Origin of the sequence: Methylobacterium frigidaeris, assembly GCF_022179185.1 — a bacterium.
Classification (GTDB): Bacteria; Pseudomonadota; Alphaproteobacteria; order Rhizobiales; family Beijerinckiaceae; genus Methylobacterium; species Methylobacterium frigidaeris.
Genome location: NZ_BPQJ01000016.1, coordinates 62103 through 77415, shown reverse-complemented (window position 1 = coordinate 77415; position 15313 = coordinate 62103). Strand labels below are relative to the sequence as shown.

Below are 15313 nucleotides of genomic sequence, written 5' to 3'. Positions count from 1 at the left end.
TCCCGGCAGCGCGTCAGGTCCGCCGGGCAGTGGTCGCCGGAAAGCGTGACCGGATCAAGGGGCCGTGCGCAAGACAGCCTCAGGACCGACCGCCTCAGTACGGGTAGCCGTAATAGGCGGGCGGCGGCGCCGGCCGGTAGCCGTAGCCGGCCGGCGGGCGGCCATAGGTGCGCAGGTAGGGGTCGTAGCGCGGCTTCCGGTAGTTACCGTTGTTGATGCCGGCCGAGCGATCGTTGCCGTTCAGCGCCGCGTAGGGCGAGAGCCCGCTGCCGGAATCGCTGTTGCGGGCGAGTGCCGTGCCGGCCGTTCCGAAAACGAGGGCCGCCGCGATGGACACCCGGACCGTGAGAGCGCGCATGAGAGGCCTCCTGATGGCGTTGAAAGGCAGGATGTCTCGGAACCAATGGCGACAGGCCGAGGTTCCGATGCCTGGGGCGCGGCCTTTCCGCGCCAGGCCGGGCGCCGGCGCCACGCGCAGCGTCAGCGTCCGGCCAGCAGCGTCGCGGTCCGGCGCTGCTGCGCTAAGACGCGGCCGAGATGGTCGATCGCCCCCTCCTGCAGCCGGTGCAGGGTCTCGGGCTCCTCCTCCGCGTCGCGCCGCATCGAGACGTAGAATTCGAATCCGCCCACCTCCGTCGCACCGACCCGGTTCAGCACGAACGGGAACAGCCCGAGCCGCGTCGCTCCCGCCACCAAGTCCAGGAATCCCTCCGGGGTGAACACCCAACAATGGCACGGTACGTAAGACCCGGCGGCGAGCGCCGCGGAGGCCTCCGCGTAGGCATGCGCCAGGGCCGCCTCGCCGGAGAGGCGCGGCGCCGCCACCGGATCCTCGCCGGCCCAGATCTGCGCCGGCGCGACCGCCCGCGCCTCGCTCGCATGGGCGAAGAGCTGGCGCGGGCTGGGCCGCGTCAGACCGAGAAGATCGGCCTCGACGAGTTCGGCCAAGGTGCTCGCGGGCCGCGCGGCGTCGAACATGAAGCGCTTGTCCGGCAGCGACAGGTTGAGCACGCCGCCCGGGCGCAGCACCCCGTGGATGCCGCGCAGCCAGCCGAGCAGGTTGGGGACGTACTGCGCCACCTGCGCGGCGATAGCGACGTCGAAGGGGTCCGGGCCGACGATCGGGGCGAGGGGCCCCGATCCCGCCCAGGCATGGTCGATCGGCGCCGCGCCGGGCAGCCCGGCGCCCGCGTCGAGGGCGTGATCGACGGTGGCGACCTGCACGCCCACGGGCAGTGGGGTGGGGTTGTCCCCGGGCCCGAATTCCAGCCCGCGCGCTTCCGGCAGCGGCATGTCGTGGGTCAGCCGCGCCAGCCGCCGGTCGGCGGCGCGGCGGGTCAGGAAGGCGTCGAGAGAGAGGAGGCCGGGTCTCATGACCCGTCTTGTCGCACGGAAAACTTCCCGCTGCGAGCCGAGCGAAGCGCTCCGCCTCGTCCCCGGCGCGAGCGGCGAACACGCCCGACGGGCGCGCCCGCTCAGCCTAAGCGTGTTATGACTCTATGACATAACGTGAGCGCCGATTGCGTCGCCGACCCGTCCGACATCGCCGAGTCCGACATGGCCGATGAGGAATGAGCGCTGCTGCGTGAGGCCTCGGGCCAGCGCGACCATGCGTTGCGCCAAATGGTCAACGGCCCGCACTCCATCGTCAAGACAGGCGCCCCGTGGCCCTACATGCCCCGCGACCTGCCGCAATGGGCCGCCGTCTACCAGTAAACCCATCTCTGGCCCTCGGCCGACTGCTTTGGCGAGGTCGCAGGAGATGATCCTCCCCCATTTTGCCGACACAGGGTTAGCTTGCGTTCCGATCGGCCTGCTCAGCCGTGATGGAGCCGAGAGTCGAGGGGACGCGCTGTCGAGTACAATAGCCTTCGATGTCGGCGAACAGGTCGCGCCGGGCCTCATCCCGGTTCGCCCATCGTCGCTGGTGGACGAGTTCGACTCTGAGGGAGTGGAAGAAGCTTTCCATTAGTTCATTATCGTCGCAGCAGCCAGTGCGGCTCATGGAGGGCGTCGCCCGCATATCGGCGAGTTGTCTGCGGCAAGCATCCACCTCGTACTGGCTAACACGATCCAAGTGACAGATGGCCGGTCGCTGCGGTCGAGTGGCCATCATCAGGGCAGCCGACGTCAGCTCACAGTCCGCATGTGGTCGCGCATCGACCAACCGACGCTCTTGCAGGTGGCAAGATCAAGGACGGCAGCGAGGCAGGTCCACCCCTCTGCCGTGGGAAGGTAAGTCGTGTCCGCCAGCCAGACTTGGCTGGACGGGGCAGCCGAGACGAGCCGCTTGAGGAGTTTGGAGACGATGGCAGGTCGTATCGGCTGTCGGTCGTGCATGGCCGGAACCGACGCCCCGCCAAGGCCCGGATGCCATGGCGACGCATCGGGCGCTCCATCCGTCCGCGACTGGCTGTGCAGCCTTCCGCGCGCAGCGCCGCATGCACCCGAGGCGGGCCGTATCACCTCTGATGCCCGGCAAGGATCAAGCGGCACGTCCACGACCTGCGCGGAACGGCGGTAACGATGCTGGCGGAAGCCGGCTGCACCATGCCGGAGATCGCGACGAATCCCACCTCAAAGAGAGTCATGAGGCCAAAAGCAAAAAGCGCCCCTGTCGAGGCGCCGGATCTTACAAACCATTTTGCAACCCGAGGGTTCATCCCCCTCAAGAAACAAGCCTAAGTGCTTGATTTTGAATGGTCGGAGCGAGAGGATTCGAACCTCCGACCCCTAGTCCCCCAGACTAGTGCGCTAACCGGGCTGCGCTACGCTCCGACGCCCCGAAGGGCATGAGCGATCTAGCTTTTCGCCCCTGGCCGCGCAACCCCCTTTTTTCGCGATTGGCGCAACGAACGGCGAACAGGAGCGGCCTTCACTGCCGGCAGTCCCACGGAAGTCCCACGCGATGGCCAGGACCTGTTCCAGGGGAAGGAGCCGCGCGCGAGAATTGCCGAGCGCCTACAGACAAGCATCGCGTCGACACTCCCAGCACCACCCTCAAATGGTTTCACGGCCTCTACAGCCTTACACCAGCGCCCCTCCCTGTCCTGGCCTCCGCCCCAACGAATGGACCGAGACGCACCGGAGATACGGCGAGCGCATCGACCTTTGGGCTGTTCATGCACATAAGATAGGCGCGGGGTAGAGATGGTGCCGGCCACGAGGATCACAGTCAACAATCGCTCGCCGGTGATGTTCGGAAGCCGCAGGGCAGGGGCGTGGCGCGTCAGGCCGGACCGGCCGGTCGGCCCCCAGGCTCCGGGGCGTCGACACTCGTCGGACAAGAGACTTGGGGCAAGAGACTTGGGCCCTCGGCGGAGAAAGCGTGCGGCCGCGCTCACCGGTGCAGGCCGACGCTGTAGAATGACGGCTAGCCCGATCGAACCACTGCAAGCACTGAGTGCTATGCGTGGCCTTGGGCAGCCTCAGCGCCCGGTGCGCACGCGGGTCCAGAGCCGGGTCACCACGCGCTGGGTGCGGTCGTCATAGGCGGTGTTGGTGAACAGCCGGCGGAAGGTAGCCTCGTCCGGGTAGATGCCGGGATCGGACAGGATCTCGGGGCGCACCAGGGCCTTGGCCGCCAGGTTGCCGCTGGCATAGGAGACGAAGTTGGTGTTGGCCGCCGCCACCTCGGGCCGCATCATGAAGTCGATGAAGGCGTGGGCCTCCGCCGCGTGCGGCGCGTCCTTCGGGATCGCGAAGGCGTCGAACCACATCAGAGCGCCCTGCTGCGGGATGTAATAGGCGATGTCGACGTCGTTCTTGGCCTCGCGGGCGCGCCGGCGCGCCTGCAGCACGTCGCCCGAATAACCGACAGAGAGGCAGACATCGCCGTTGGCGAGCTGGTTGATGTACTCGGAGGAATGGAACTTCTGCACCGCGCCGCGGATGCGGAACAGCGCGTCGCCCGCCCTGTCGAGATCGTCGATCCGGCGCGAATCGGGTTTCAGGCCGAGCGCCTGGAGCACGCTCGGGACGATGTCGTCCGGCGAATCCAGCATCGTGACGCCGCAATCCTTGAGCTTCGTCACCAGCTCGGGGCGCAGGACGATGTCCCAGGTGTTGAGCGGCTGATTGGGGCCGAGGCGCTCGCGCACCAGCGCGGTGTTCACCCCGATGCCGGTGGTACCCCACATGTAGTCGACGGCGTAGACGTTGCCCGGGTCGTAGGCCGCGAGCCGCGCCGTCACCTCCGGCCAAGCATGTTTGAGGTTCGGCAGCTTGGCCTTGTCGAGGGGCTGGAACGCTCCGGCCTTGATCAGGCGCTGCAGGAAGGGACCCGTCGGCACCACGATGTCGTAGCCCGAGCGGCCGGCGAGCAGCTTGGTCTCGACGATCTCGTTGGTGTCGTAGGTGTCGTAGACAACCTTGATGCCCGTCTCGCGCGTGAAGGCGTCGAGCATCTTGGGGTCGATATAGTCCGACCAGTTGTAGATGTTGACGACCCGCTCCGGCGCGGCGGCTGCGGGGCCGGAAGGCCCCGCCACGAGGGCGAGGAGGCAGGCCGCTGCCCCCAGGAAACGGCGCCGGAGCGGATTCATCCGTCAGGCTCCGGTCGCGGCGATGACCGAGATCTCGACCCGGTATTGCGGACCGGCGAGCTTCGCCTCCACGGTCGCCCGGGCCGGGGCGTGGCCAGCCGCCACCCAGCCGTCCCAGGCCCGGTTCATCTCGGCGAAGGTCGACATGTCGGTGAGGTAGATCGTGGCCGAGAGCAGCCGGGTCTTGTCGCTGCCGACCGTCGCAAGCAACGCGTCGATCTGGCCCAGGATGTCCTTGGTCTGCGCCTCGACGCCCTCATTGTTCGAGACTTGGTCCGCAACCTGGCCGGCCAGGTAGACGGTGCCGTTATGCACCACCGCCTGGCTCATCCGGGTGCCGGTCTCGAAACGCGTGATGGTCATCGGGAACTCCTCGAGGGCTCTGAGCGGGAGGGCTCTGGAATGGCGCTCAGGCGCCTTGTGCCGCCGAACCCGTGCCGGCGTAAAGGGCCCTCCGAGGAACCTTGGCCAGGATCTGTCGGCAAAGGTCCGGGCGACGGCACGCACGTCCCGGCGCAACCACGACGCCGCCCGTGCGTTTGCTCTTCAGTTAAGCGGAGCCGAAGGGCAGCCCTCATGCTTGCGATCCTGTGGACCATCATCATCGGCTTCGTCGCCGGTGTCATCGCCAAGTTCATCATGCCCGGCTCGGCCAACGAGCCGAGCGGCTTCATCATGACCACCCTGCTCGGAATCGTCGGCGCCTTCGTGGCGACGTTCCTGGGCCAGGTCACCGGCTGGTACCCACCGAACGAGGGTGCAGGCCTGATCGCCTCTGTGATCGGCGCGGTGATCGTTCTGGCGATCTTCGGCTTCATCCAGGGCCGCCGCCGCTCCACGGCCCTCTGAGGGATTCGGAAAACCGGCGGGATCCCGCCGGTTCTTCCCCACAGCAGGACGAAGCCCGCGCCAGGATACCGGCGCGGGCTTTTTCATTGCGTCGATCTCTTCCATCGAGAACGGGGCGCCGTGGGCGCCCCGAGGCTTCGTCAGATTCGTGCCGGCTCGTGGGAGCCGCTGTTCATCAGCGACTTGGCGGCGCAATGGCCGGTGGCGCCGCGGATCGCCAGGAGCGAGCCGGCCACCAGGGCCGCGAGGCTCAGGAACTTGTTCGGCCGAGGCTGCGCGGCCGCGGCGGCCAGCCCGAGGCCGAGCACCACCGAGATGGCCCGCTCCTTGGTGGTCAGGTTGCGCTCGCCGCTGAACACGTCGTGGATGAGGTCGCTGGCCATGGGATCTCCGTCAGGATCGGTCGCGGAAGAATTCCGCTGCGTCGCGGTGCGAACGCGGCCGGAGACCGGACGTTCCCTGACGGAGGCGGCCCTCAGCCCTGCAACGCCTCTTCTCAGCCATGCGGCGTCTCGGCGATCAGCCGGTCGTCGATCTCCCGGGCACGCACGGCCGCCGGGCGGTCGGCGAGGCGGGCGACGTAGGCCTCGTAGGCCGGGCGCCGCTCGATGCCGCCGAACTGCATCCCCCACATCAGGTGCGCGCCGAGATAGAGGTCAGCGGCCGTGAAGCGTCCGCCAGCGAGGTAGTCGCGGCCCGAGACCGCGCCTTCGAGCGCGTCGAGCACCTCCGCCATGCTGCCGTACCCGACCATGCGGCGGCGCTCCTCCGATACCTCGACGCCGAGCGCCTTGTTGGTCACCGCTGCCTCGACCGGCCCGGCTGCGAAGAACAGCCAGCGGTAATAGGCGCCGCGCTCCGGACTGTCGGGCGCAGGGGCGAGGCCGACTTCGGGAAAGGCATCGGCCAGGTAGGCGCAGATCGCCGCCGTCTCGGTCACGGTGATGCCGCGATGGGTCAAGGCCGGCACCTTGGCGAGCGGATTGATGGCCCGGTAGGCCGCTTGCTTCATCGTCGGGCCGTAGCCGACGATCTCGGTGCGATAGGGCGCTCCGACCTCCTCCAGCATCCAGCGGACGATGCGGCCGCGAGACATCGGATGGGTGTAGAAGACGAGATCGTCGCTCATGCGCTGCCTCTCCGGCGGGCGAATCAGCGAAGCCCGCGATAGACCTTGAAGCAGAGGTGGGGACGGGCGGGAAGGCGGCGGACGGCCATCACGGGGGTGCCCACGGATCGAGCGTGCGCAACCCGGCGGCTTCGAAAGGGCTCGTGTCGCGGGTGGCGACCATCAAGCCGCGCGACGCGGCCGTCGCGGCGACGCAGCCATCCGCCATGGCGACGCCGCGGCCGGCCTCCCTCGCTCCGCGCCATGAGACCGGCATAGCCTGCGCGGCCTCCAGGTCGAAAGCGAGGACGCGGTCCTGGAACAGAGGCAGCACCTCCGCCTCCAGGCGGCGGAGCGGATCGCACCGCTTGTCCGGCGGCATGGCGGCGATGCCGAACCGGAGTTCGGCCACGGTGATGGGCGGCAGGTAGAGGGTCTCGATCGCCTGGGCGTCGATCCAGGCGAGCACGCACGGATCGGAGGCCGGCCTCAACGGCTCGGATAAGACGTGAGTGTCGAGCGGGAGCACTCGAAACCCATCGGCCCGGTTGAGGTCCCGTCCCGGAGACGGTCGAATGGCTCCATGTCCGCTTCCGTCAGGCCCGCCCCGCGGCCGATGGCGGACAGCAACGTGCCGGGATTGACGCGATGCGTCTGGCGCCCCGCCGCCTCAAGGATGTCGCGCATCTCGGCTTCCGTGCCGCGCCCGTGCTGGGCGGCACGGACCTTCAGAGCGCGATGAGCCTCATCGGGGAGGTTGCGGATGGTGACGGCGGGCGTGACGACGTACCTTCCGAGCATCGAGGAGAATGACAGCAAATCGCACGATCCGCCACCGACGCTCGCCATCCCGATCCGCCGATGCGCGCGGACGCTCCCGCACGAAAAAAGCGCGGCCCCGAAGGACCGCGCTTTCCTCTTCAAGGCGGCGGGGACCCGTCCGGGCTCCCGCCGATGTAGTCAGCCGATCACTCGCCGGCGCGGGACTGCTTCTCGCGGGTGCGGTCGGCGTCGCGCTGGGCCTTCAGCTTCTCGGTGATGTCCTCGCCAGTCTGCTGGTCGACGACCTTCATCGAGAGGCGGATCTTGCCGCGCTCGTCCTGGCCGAGGAACTTCACCTTCACCTTGTCGCCTTCCTTCACCACGTCGGTGACCTTGGCGACGCGCTGGGCGGCGAGCTCGGAGATGTGGACGAGGCCGTCCTTGGCGCCGAAGAAGTTGACGAAGGCGCCGAACTCCATCGTCTTCACGACCGTGCCCTCGTAGATCATGCCGGGCTCGGCCTCCGCCACGATCGAGCGGATCCAGTTATAGGCCGCCTTGATCGCCTTGCCGTCCGACGAGGCGATCTTGATGATGCCGGTATCCTGGATGTCGATCTTGGCGCCGGTCTTCTCGACGATCTCGCGGATGACCTTGCCGCCGGTGCCGATCACTTCCCGGATCTTGTCGGTCGGGATCTGCATCGTCTCGATGCGCGGCGCGTGCTCGCCGAGCTCGGGACGGGCGGCGGTCAGGGCCTTCGCCATCTCGGCGAGGATGTGGGCGCGGCCGTCCTTCGCCTGGGCGAGGGCCACCCGCATGATCTCCTCGGTGATGCCGGCGATCTTGATGTCCATCTGGAGCGAGGTGATGCCCTCCTCCGTGCCGGCCACCTTGAAGTCCATGTCGCCGAGATGGTCCTCGTCGCCGAGGATGTCGGACAGCACCGCGTAGCGCTCACCCTCAAGGATGAGGCCCATGGCGATGCCGGCCACCGGACGGCGCAAGGGCACGCCGGCATCCATCAGCGACAGCGAGGCGCCGCAGACCGAGGCCATCGAGGACGAGCCGTTCGACTCGGTGATCTCCGACACGACGCGGATCGTGTAGGGGAACTCGTGGGCCGGGGGCAGCATCGGGTGCACGGCGCGCCAGGCGAGCTTGCCGTGGCCGATCTCGCGGCGGCCGGGGGAGCCCATGCGGCCGGTCTCGCCCACCGAATAGGGCGGGAAGTTGTAGTGAAGGAGGAACGTCTCCTTGTAGGTGCCCTCGAGCGCGTCGATGAACTGCTCGTCGTCGCCGGTGCCGAGCGTCGCCACCACCAGCGCCTGGGTCTCGCCGCGGGTGAACAGGGCCGAGCCGTGGGTGCGGGGCAGAACGCCGACCTCGGAGAGGATCGGGCGCACGGTCTTCACGTCGCGGCCATCGATGCGCGAGCCGGTGTCGAGGATGTTCCAGCGGACCACCTTCGACTGGGCCTCCTTGAAGGCGGCCTTGATCTTCTCGGCCTCGAAGCGGGCCTCGCCCTCGGCCGGGGCGAGCGCGGCCATCACCTTCGCCTTCACGGCGTCGACGGCGGCGTAGCGCTCCTGCTTGACCGTCTTCTTGTAGGCCTCGCGCAGCTCGGCCTCGCCGACCTCGAGCACGGCCTTCTCGACCTCGGAATTGTCCGCGGGCTGGAAGTTGCGCGGCTCCTTGGCGGCCTTCTCGGCGAGGCGGATGATCGCCTCGATGACCGGCTGGAAGTGCTTGTGGCCGAACATCACGGCCCCGAGCATCACGTCCTCGGGCAGTTCCTTGGCCTCGGACTCGACCATCAGCACGGCGTCCTGGGTGCCGGCGACGACGAGGTCGAGGGTCGAGCCCTCCATCTCCTGGATGGGCGGGTTGAGCTTGTACTGGCCGCCGACATAGCCGACGCGGGCCGCACCGATCGGACCCATGAACGGAACGCCCGAGAGGGTGAGCGCCGCAGAGGCCGCTACCATGGCGAGCACGTCGGGATCGGTCTCGAGGTCGTGCGAGAGCACCGTGACGACGACCTGGGTGTCGTTGCGCCAGCCCTCGACGAAGAGGGGGCGGATCGGCCGGTCGATCAGGCGGGAGACCAGGGTCTCCTTCTCGGAGGGACGGCCCTCGCGCTTGAAGTACCCGCCCGGGATGCGACCGGCGGCGTAGGTGCGCTCCTGGTAGTTCACCGTGAGCGGCAGGAAATCGATGCCGGGCTTCGGCTCCTTCATCGACACCACGGTGGCGAGCACCGAGGTCTCGCCGTAGGTGGCGACCACGGCGCCGTCGGCCTGGCGGGCGACCTTGCCGGTCTCGAGCACGAGCTTGCGCCCGCCCCACAGCAGCTCTTCGCGTTGAACGTCGAACATGTTCGTCATGCCTTCCTGCGGTCCGGGAGGGCGGCGCCAGCGCAAGACGGCGAGGGGCTCGTTGACGAGCCACCGGCGATCCTGCCCTGGCGGTCGCGGCCCGCGTTCCTCGCGGGTCCCGGAGAGTGGGGCGGCCGGACCCATTCCGGCCCACCCGGGACGGGTGAGCACCCCTTCGCTGTCGAAGGGCGTCTCACCTGCAAAAACGCGGCCCGGACCGGTGCCCGAACCGCGTGAGACCCGCCTTAGCGGCGGATACCAAGGCGCTCGATGAGGGCGCGGTAGCGCGCCTCGTCCTTGCGCTTCAGGTAGTCGAGGAGCGACCGGCGCTGCGACACCAGCTTGAGCAGGCCGCGGCGCGAGTGGTTGTCCTTGGTGTGGGTCTTGAAGTGCCCGGTGAGGTTCTGGATCCGCTCGGTGAGGATCGCGACCTGCACCTCCGGCGAGCCGGTGTCGGCTCCGCCGCGGGCATGTTCCTTGATGAGCGCGGTCTTGCGCTCCGCCGTGATCGACATCGCGTGTCCTTTCAGGTGGTACGGGTTCTTGGATGCGCGACCTCGAGGGCCGCCTTCCGCACGGGGCTCGGCCGGGCCGGGATGTCGTCCAGCGCGGTCTGCCAAGGCGAAAAACCTCGCCGTGTGAGGGCGAGGGTGACGCACCTCTACACGAATCCGCCGGGCCCCGCCACTCCCCATCGGCCGGTTACCCCGCGCGCGGTTTCGTCACGCCCGCGCCGGCCGGCGGCGAACGGCCGAGGTCGAACCCGGGGTACTCCCGAGTAGTTTGTCCGCCATTCGCTGCCCCACGAGAGGTTCACGATGACCGCGACCGCGGACCGGACTGGCACGGCTACCAATGACACCGTGCAGTCGATCTACGTCACCGCCCTGCGCAACACCCACGCCCTGGAGAAGCAGGCGGCACAGATGATCCAGCGCCAGATCGAGCGCTACGAGAACTATCCCGAACTGACCCAAGCGCTGCGGCTGCACAAGAGCGAGACCGACCAGCAGGTCACCCGCCTCGCCGACCTGCTGCACGGCCACGGCGAGGACCGCTCGCTGCTGAAGGACGTGGTGACCCAGACGGTGGGCAACGTCGCGGCTCTGGTCCACAGCGTGACGGGCGACGAGGTGCTGAAGAACCTTTATACCGACTACTCGGTCGAGACCTACGAGATCGCTGCCTACACGTCGTTGATCGCGCTCGCCGAGGAGGCCGGGCACGGCCGCGACGTCGAGACCCTGCGCCTCTCGCTTCGGGAGGAGGAGCGCATGGCCGAGGCGGTGTTCAAGCAGATCGTGCCGGTGACGAAGGGGTTCGTCGCCCGGGAGTTGAGGGGCGAGAAGGCGGATCGGTAAGCACGGGTGAGGAGGGGCGGCGCGCGGCGTTCCGCCTCTCCGGCCTTCAGGTCCGAAGGCGAACTCGATTCGGAGGCGCCCCCCCCTGTCGCGTCCGCGAACCGGCGCAGCGAGGTCGTGGTCGGCGCGGCAGCTCAGCAATGGTTTTTCGACGAGGCTGGACGAAGATCTGGCTGCCCAAGCCGATCGCGCTTCGATCCTAAAGCTCCAGCTCCACCGTCACCGGCACATGATCCGACGGCTTCTCCCACGCCCGCGTATGCCGGGCCACCGTCACCGACTTCACGGTTCCGGCGAGGTCCGGGGTGACCCAGATGTGATCGAGGCGCCGGCCCTTGTCGGCGGCGGCCCAGTCGGGGGAGCGGTAGCTCCACCAAGTGTAGATCTTCTCCGGCGGCGGGCGCAGGTGGCGCATCGTGTCGATCCAGCCGGCCTCGCCGCGCAGGGTCTCCAGACGCTCGGTCTCGATCGGAGTGTGGCTGACCACGTCGAGGAGCTGCTTGTGCGACCAGACGTCGTGCTCCAGCGGCGCCACGTTGAGGTCGCCGACGAGGATCGCCGGGCCGGACGGGCGCCGGCCGCCCCAGGCGCGCAGCTCGTCCATGAAGGAGAGCTTGTGGGCGAACTTGTCGTTGAGCTTGGCGTCCGGCACGTCGCCGCCGGCGGGCACGTAGAAGTCGTGGATGGCGATGCCGGCCGCACGCCCGGCCTCGGGCCCGAGCACCGCCGAGATGTGGCGCGCGTCCTGGCGCTCGCAGAAGCTCATCACCTCGCGGGTGACCAGCGGCAGGCGCGAGAGGATCGCGACGCCGTTATAGCCCTTCTGCCCGGCGAACACGACGTGCGGGTAGCCGAAGCCCTGCAGCTCCTTGAGCGGGAAGCGGTCGTCCGGGCACTTGGTCTCCTGCAAGCAGAGCACGTCGGGCTTCGCCTCGTCGAGGAAGCGGCGCACGAGGTCGATGCGCAGGCGGACCGAGTTGATGTTCCAGGTGCTGACGGTGAGGCGCAACGGTCGAGATCTCGAAGGCGGGAGTGGATCAGTTGGGGCGGGCCTGCTGCATCTTGGCCTCGAGCTCCTTGTCGACCGCCCGGCCGTAATTGATGACGAACAGCATGCCGTCGACGGCGCGGCCGCGCTGGAGGTTGGAGAGCAGCACGGTGGTCTGGTAGCCCTGCGGGTCGGTGATCCGCCATTGGCTCAAGGTCTTCATCGCGTCGTCGAAGTAGAGCGCGATGCGCGAGGTGCCCCCCAGCGTCGAGCGGTCGTCGAGCACGATGCGGATGCCGCCGGGTTCGGCCGCGACGTCGGTGACGGTGAGGTCGCGGGCGAGGTCGATCTTGTCGCGCAGCAGGAATTTCAGCGGCGTCTGCGAGATGAAGTAGAGGTCCTGGGTTGCCAGCTTGCGGTCGCGCACCGCCACCGAGGTGCCGTCGGCGATCACCTCGAGGGAGGAGGGCTGATCGTAGTCGAAGCGCAGGCGGCCGGGCTTGGCGAGGGTGAGCTTGCCGCCGATCTTGCGCCCGTCGGCGCCGATCTGGACGAAGTTGCCGGTCAGCGTCGTGACGCCGTTGAAATAGGCGTTGGCGCGCTCGATCACCGCGGCCGGATTGGCAGGGTCGACCGCCGAGGGCGTGGTGACGGCGGCGACCTGCTGGGCCGGCGCGGCGGCGGGCACCGCGGCGGTCTCGACCGGCTCGGGCGCGGCATTCTTAGCCCCGCCGAGGGAAGCCGGCCGGCGCGGCGGCAACGGCGCCTTGGCGGAGGAGCCGGGGGCCTGACCGGTCGCCGGAGCCTGGCCCGGAACGGCCGGGGCGAGGTCCGGCTGCGCCTCGGGCGCCGGGTCCTTGCGGCCGAACAGGCCGTCGAGGAACGACGACACCTGTGCCTCGGCGGGCGCCGCGCTCAGGAGGGCGGCGACCGAGAGAGCGGCGCCGAGGGACACCGCGCGGAGCGGGCCGGAGCGGGGACGGCCGTTCATCGGCAGGGTTCTCCGTGTGGGCGAACGGGGAGGGACGGGGCCGCGCCGGCATGCCGACGCCGCGCCTGTCCGGGATGCTGGTGTGCCGCAGGGGGCCGGTCCGGCCATAGAGCCGCCCCCTGTGGCGAATATGCGACGGCGGGGCGGCTCACGCCTCCTCAGCTCCGGGCTGGGGCGCGGGCTCGATCAGGATCTCGCGCTTGCCGGCGTGGTTGGCCGGGCCGACGATGCCCTCGCGCTCCATCCGTTCCATCAGCGAGGCCGCCCGGTTGTAGCCGATCTGCAGCCGGCGCTGGATGTAGCTCGTCGAGGCTTTCTTGTCCCGCAGCACCACCGCCACCGCCTGGTCGTAGAGGTCGGCCGACGGATCGCCGAAGCTGCCCTGGTCCATGACCGGGGTGTCCTGCGCGGCGGCGGCCGCCTCCTCGGCCTCCTCGTCCGCCGTGACGGCGTCGAGGTAGGAGGGACGGCCCTGGCGCTTGAGATGGGCCACCACCTGCTCGACCTCGTCGTCCGAGCAGAACGGGCCGTGCACCCGCGTCGTGCGCCCGCCGCCGGCCATGAACAGCATGTCGCCTTGGCCCAGCAGCTGCTCGGCGCCCATCTCGCCCAGGATCGTCCGCGAGTCGATCTTCGAGGTCACCTGGAACGAGATCCGGGTCGGGAAGTTCGCCTTGATCGTCCCGGTGATCACGTCCACCGACGGACGCTGCGTCGCCATGATGAGATGAAGACCGGCGGCGCGCGCCATCTGGGCGAGACGCTGGATTGCCCCCTCGATGTCCTTGCCCGCCACCATCATCAGGTCGGCCATCTCGTCGACCACGATCACGATGTAGGGCAGGGCGGAGAGATCCATGACCTCGTCCTCGTAGACCGCCTCGCCGGTCTCGCGGTCGAAGCCGGTCTGAACCGTGCGGGTGATGACCTCGCCCCGCGCCCGCGCCTCCGCCACCCGGGCGTTGAAGCCGTCGATGTTGCGAACGCCGAGGCGCGCCATCTTCTTGTAGCGCTCCTCCATCTCGCGCACCGCCCATTTGAGGGCGATGACCGCCTTCTTCGGGTCAGTGACGACGGGCGAGAGCAGGTGCGGGATGCCGTCGTAGACCGACAGTTCGAGCATCTTGGGATCGACCATGATCAGGCGGCACTCTTCCGGCTTCATCCGGTAGAGCAGCGACAGGATCATGGTGTTGATGGCGACCGACTTGCCCGAGCCGGTGGTGCCGGCCACCAGCAGGTGGGGCATGCGGGCAAGGTCGGCGATGATCGCCTCGCCGCCGATGTTCTTGCCGAGGCAGAGCGCGAGCTTCTGCTTGGTCTCGGTGAAGACCGGCGAGGTCAGGAGCTCGCGCAGATAGACCGTCTCGCGCTTGAGGTTCGGCAATTCGATGCCGATGGCGTTGCGGCCCTGGACGACGGCGACGCGGGCGGAGATGGCGGACATCGAGCGGGCGATGTCGTCGGCGAGCGAGATGACGCGGCTCGACTTGGTGCCGGGGGCCGGCTCCATCTCGTAGAGCGTCACGACCGGACCCGGGCGGACCGCCAGGATCTCGCCGCGCACGCCGAAATCCTGGATCACCTGCTGCAGCTGGAGGGCATTGTCCTCCAGCATCTCGGGATCGAGGTTGCTGCCGTCCGATTCCCGCGGCTCGGCCAGAAGATCGACCGAGGGCAGCTCGTAGGGCGCCTCGACCGCACGCGCGGCCTGGCGCAGCGGAATGGTGGTGACGGGCGCCAGGATGTCGTCCTCGTCCTCCCCATCCTCGTCGGCATCGAGGCCGAGGTCGCAATCGAGCCCCGCCGTGCCGATGACCAGGCCGTGCGGCTCCGCGACCGGCATCTCCGCCGTAGCGGGCGACCAGGTCGGCGCCGTCGCGACGGGCTCCGGCTCGGGGGCCGGGGCGTCAGGCTGCGCGGCGGACGGCGCCGATTGTGTCGCAATCGGCAGGATGATGCGCGGCGGGCGCGGCGGGGAGGGCAGGGTCGGGGCGGGCGGCTGCGCGTTGAGGCGGCCGGTCGGCACGTAGACGAAGGGCTGCGTCCCCCGTAGCGCGGCGGGAGACGCCGGCTCGGCGACCGGCTCCGCCATCGGCCGATCCTCGGCGGCTGCGACGGGCGTCACGGCCGGCGGGGTCTCCGCCGTCACGGGCTGCGTCACCGGCAGCGCGTCCGTGGCGATGAACGACCACGGCACCGGCGCGAAGGCCAGAGGGGCAGCGGGAAGGGGGGCAGCGGGGAGAGGTTCGACGGACAGGGGTGCCGCGGGGGGAGCGGACTCGACGGGCGGCACGACCTCGGTCGCGGCCTCCACCACGGTGTCGAGAGC

14 protein-coding genes, 1 tRNA gene and 3 pseudogenes are annotated in these 15313 nt (G+C 69.1%); 3 read left to right on the top strand and 15 right to left on the bottom strand.

What is annotated here, in order from left to right:
• Positions 1-94: 94 nt before the first annotated feature.
• Together MFF64_RS17770 and MFF64_RS17765 are read right to left on the bottom strand one after the other, a co-directional pair.
• Complete coding sequence (locus MFF64_RS17770) at positions 95-358, bottom strand: hypothetical protein (protein WP_099901237.1); 264 nt, start codon at positions 356-358, stop codon at positions 95-97.
• A gap of 122 nt (positions 359-480) precedes the next feature.
• Positions 481-1374: a methyltransferase domain-containing protein gene (locus MFF64_RS17765; RefSeq protein WP_238191783.1), complete on the bottom strand. Its 894-nt coding sequence runs from the start codon at positions 1372-1374 to the stop codon at positions 481-483.
• 201 nt (positions 1375-1575) lie between these two features.
• Here MFF64_RS17765 and MFF64_RS17760 point away from each other — a divergent pair.
• Positions 1576-1713: pseudogene (locus tag MFF64_RS17760) on the top strand (transposase); the annotation flags it as partial.
• Positions 1714-1792: 79 nt separating this feature from the next.
• Here the strand turns inward: MFF64_RS17760 and MFF64_RS17755 are convergent.
• The 4 genes and pseudogenes from MFF64_RS17755 to MFF64_RS17740 form a co-directional block, all read right to left on the bottom strand.
• Positions 1793-2462, bottom strand: a pseudogene (locus MFF64_RS17755) (IS3 family transposase); the annotation flags it as partial.
• A 238-nt stretch (positions 2463-2700) separates the two neighbouring features.
• Positions 2701-2778, bottom strand: a tRNA-Pro gene (locus MFF64_RS17750).
• Between the two features lie 650 nt (positions 2779-3428).
• Positions 3429-4544 carry a polyamine ABC transporter substrate-binding protein gene (locus tag MFF64_RS17745; protein ID WP_238191781.1) on the bottom strand — a complete coding sequence of 372 codons (1116 nt, stop codon included), beginning with the start codon at positions 4542-4544 and terminating at the stop codon, positions 3429-3431.
• A gap of 3 nt (positions 4545-4547) precedes the next feature.
• A complete protein-coding gene (locus tag MFF64_RS17740; protein ID WP_099906474.1) occupies positions 4548-4907 on the bottom strand; it encodes a RidA family protein in 360 nt (119 codons plus the stop codon).
• Between the two features lie 213 nt (positions 4908-5120).
• Between MFF64_RS17740 and MFF64_RS17735 the strand changes: the two genes are divergently transcribed.
• Positions 5121-5393: a GlsB/YeaQ/YmgE family stress response membrane protein gene (locus tag MFF64_RS17735; protein ID WP_099906472.1), complete on the top strand. Its 273-nt coding sequence runs from the start codon at positions 5121-5123 to the stop codon at positions 5391-5393.
• A gap of 140 nt (positions 5394-5533) precedes the next feature.
• On the opposite strand, the gene MFF64_RS17730 is transcribed toward MFF64_RS17735, so the two are convergent.
• From MFF64_RS17730 to rpsO, 6 genes are all read right to left on the bottom strand, one after another.
• On the bottom strand, positions 5534-5776 hold the full coding sequence (locus MFF64_RS17730) for a YgaP-like transmembrane domain (protein WP_099906470.1): 243 nt from the start codon (positions 5774-5776) through the stop codon (positions 5534-5536).
• 113 nt (positions 5777-5889) lie between these two features.
• A complete protein-coding gene (locus tag MFF64_RS17725) occupies positions 5890-6522 on the bottom strand; it encodes a glutathione S-transferase family protein (RefSeq protein ID WP_099906468.1) in 633 nt (210 codons plus the stop codon).
• An 88-nt stretch (positions 6523-6610) separates the two neighbouring features.
• Positions 6611-7030 (bottom strand): PIN domain-containing protein, encoded by a 420-nt coding sequence (locus MFF64_RS17720; protein ID WP_099906466.1) that lies wholly within the window; start codon positions 7028-7030, stop codon positions 6611-6613.
• Positions 6991-7302 (bottom strand): FitA-like ribbon-helix-helix domain-containing protein, encoded by a 312-nt coding sequence (locus MFF64_RS17715; protein WP_099906476.1) that lies wholly within the window; start codon positions 7300-7302, stop codon positions 6991-6993. Before MFF64_RS17715 ends, MFF64_RS17720 begins: the two co-directional genes overlap by 40 nt.
• 167 nt (positions 7303-7469) lie before the next feature.
• Positions 7470-9641 (bottom strand): polyribonucleotide nucleotidyltransferase, encoded by a 2172-nt coding sequence (gene pnp / locus MFF64_RS17710; protein ID WP_238191779.1) that lies wholly within the window; start codon positions 9639-9641, stop codon positions 7470-7472.
• Positions 9642-9886: 245 nt separating this feature from the next.
• Positions 9887-10156, bottom strand: a complete 270-nt coding sequence (gene rpsO / locus MFF64_RS17705) for a 30S ribosomal protein S15 (protein WP_099900823.1) — start codon at positions 10154-10156, stop codon at positions 9887-9889.
• 303 nt (positions 10157-10459) lie between these two features.
• Here rpsO and MFF64_RS17700 point away from each other — a divergent pair, with 303 nt between their 5' ends.
• The gene (locus MFF64_RS17700) at positions 10460-11002 is read left to right on the top strand and encodes a ferritin-like domain-containing protein (protein WP_238191777.1); all 543 of its coding nucleotides are present in this window, start codon (positions 10460-10462) and stop codon (positions 11000-11002) included.
• 199 nt (positions 11003-11201) lie between these two features.
• On the opposite strand, the gene xth is transcribed toward MFF64_RS17700, so the two are convergent.
• The 3 genes and pseudogenes from xth to MFF64_RS38610 form a co-directional block, all read right to left on the bottom strand.
• Positions 11202-12011: an exodeoxyribonuclease III gene (gene xth / locus MFF64_RS17695; protein WP_099900954.1), complete on the bottom strand. Its 810-nt coding sequence runs from the start codon at positions 12009-12011 to the stop codon at positions 11202-11204.
• A 28-nt stretch (positions 12012-12039) separates the two neighbouring features.
• Positions 12040-12981, bottom strand: a complete 942-nt coding sequence (locus tag MFF64_RS17690) for an outer-membrane lipoprotein carrier protein LolA (RefSeq protein ID WP_238191774.1) — start codon at positions 12979-12981, stop codon at positions 12040-12042.
• A gap of 148 nt (positions 12982-13129) precedes the next feature.
• Positions 13130-14668, bottom strand: a pseudogene (locus MFF64_RS38610) (DNA translocase FtsK); the annotation flags it as partial.
• Positions 14669-15313: the final 645 nt, after the last annotated feature.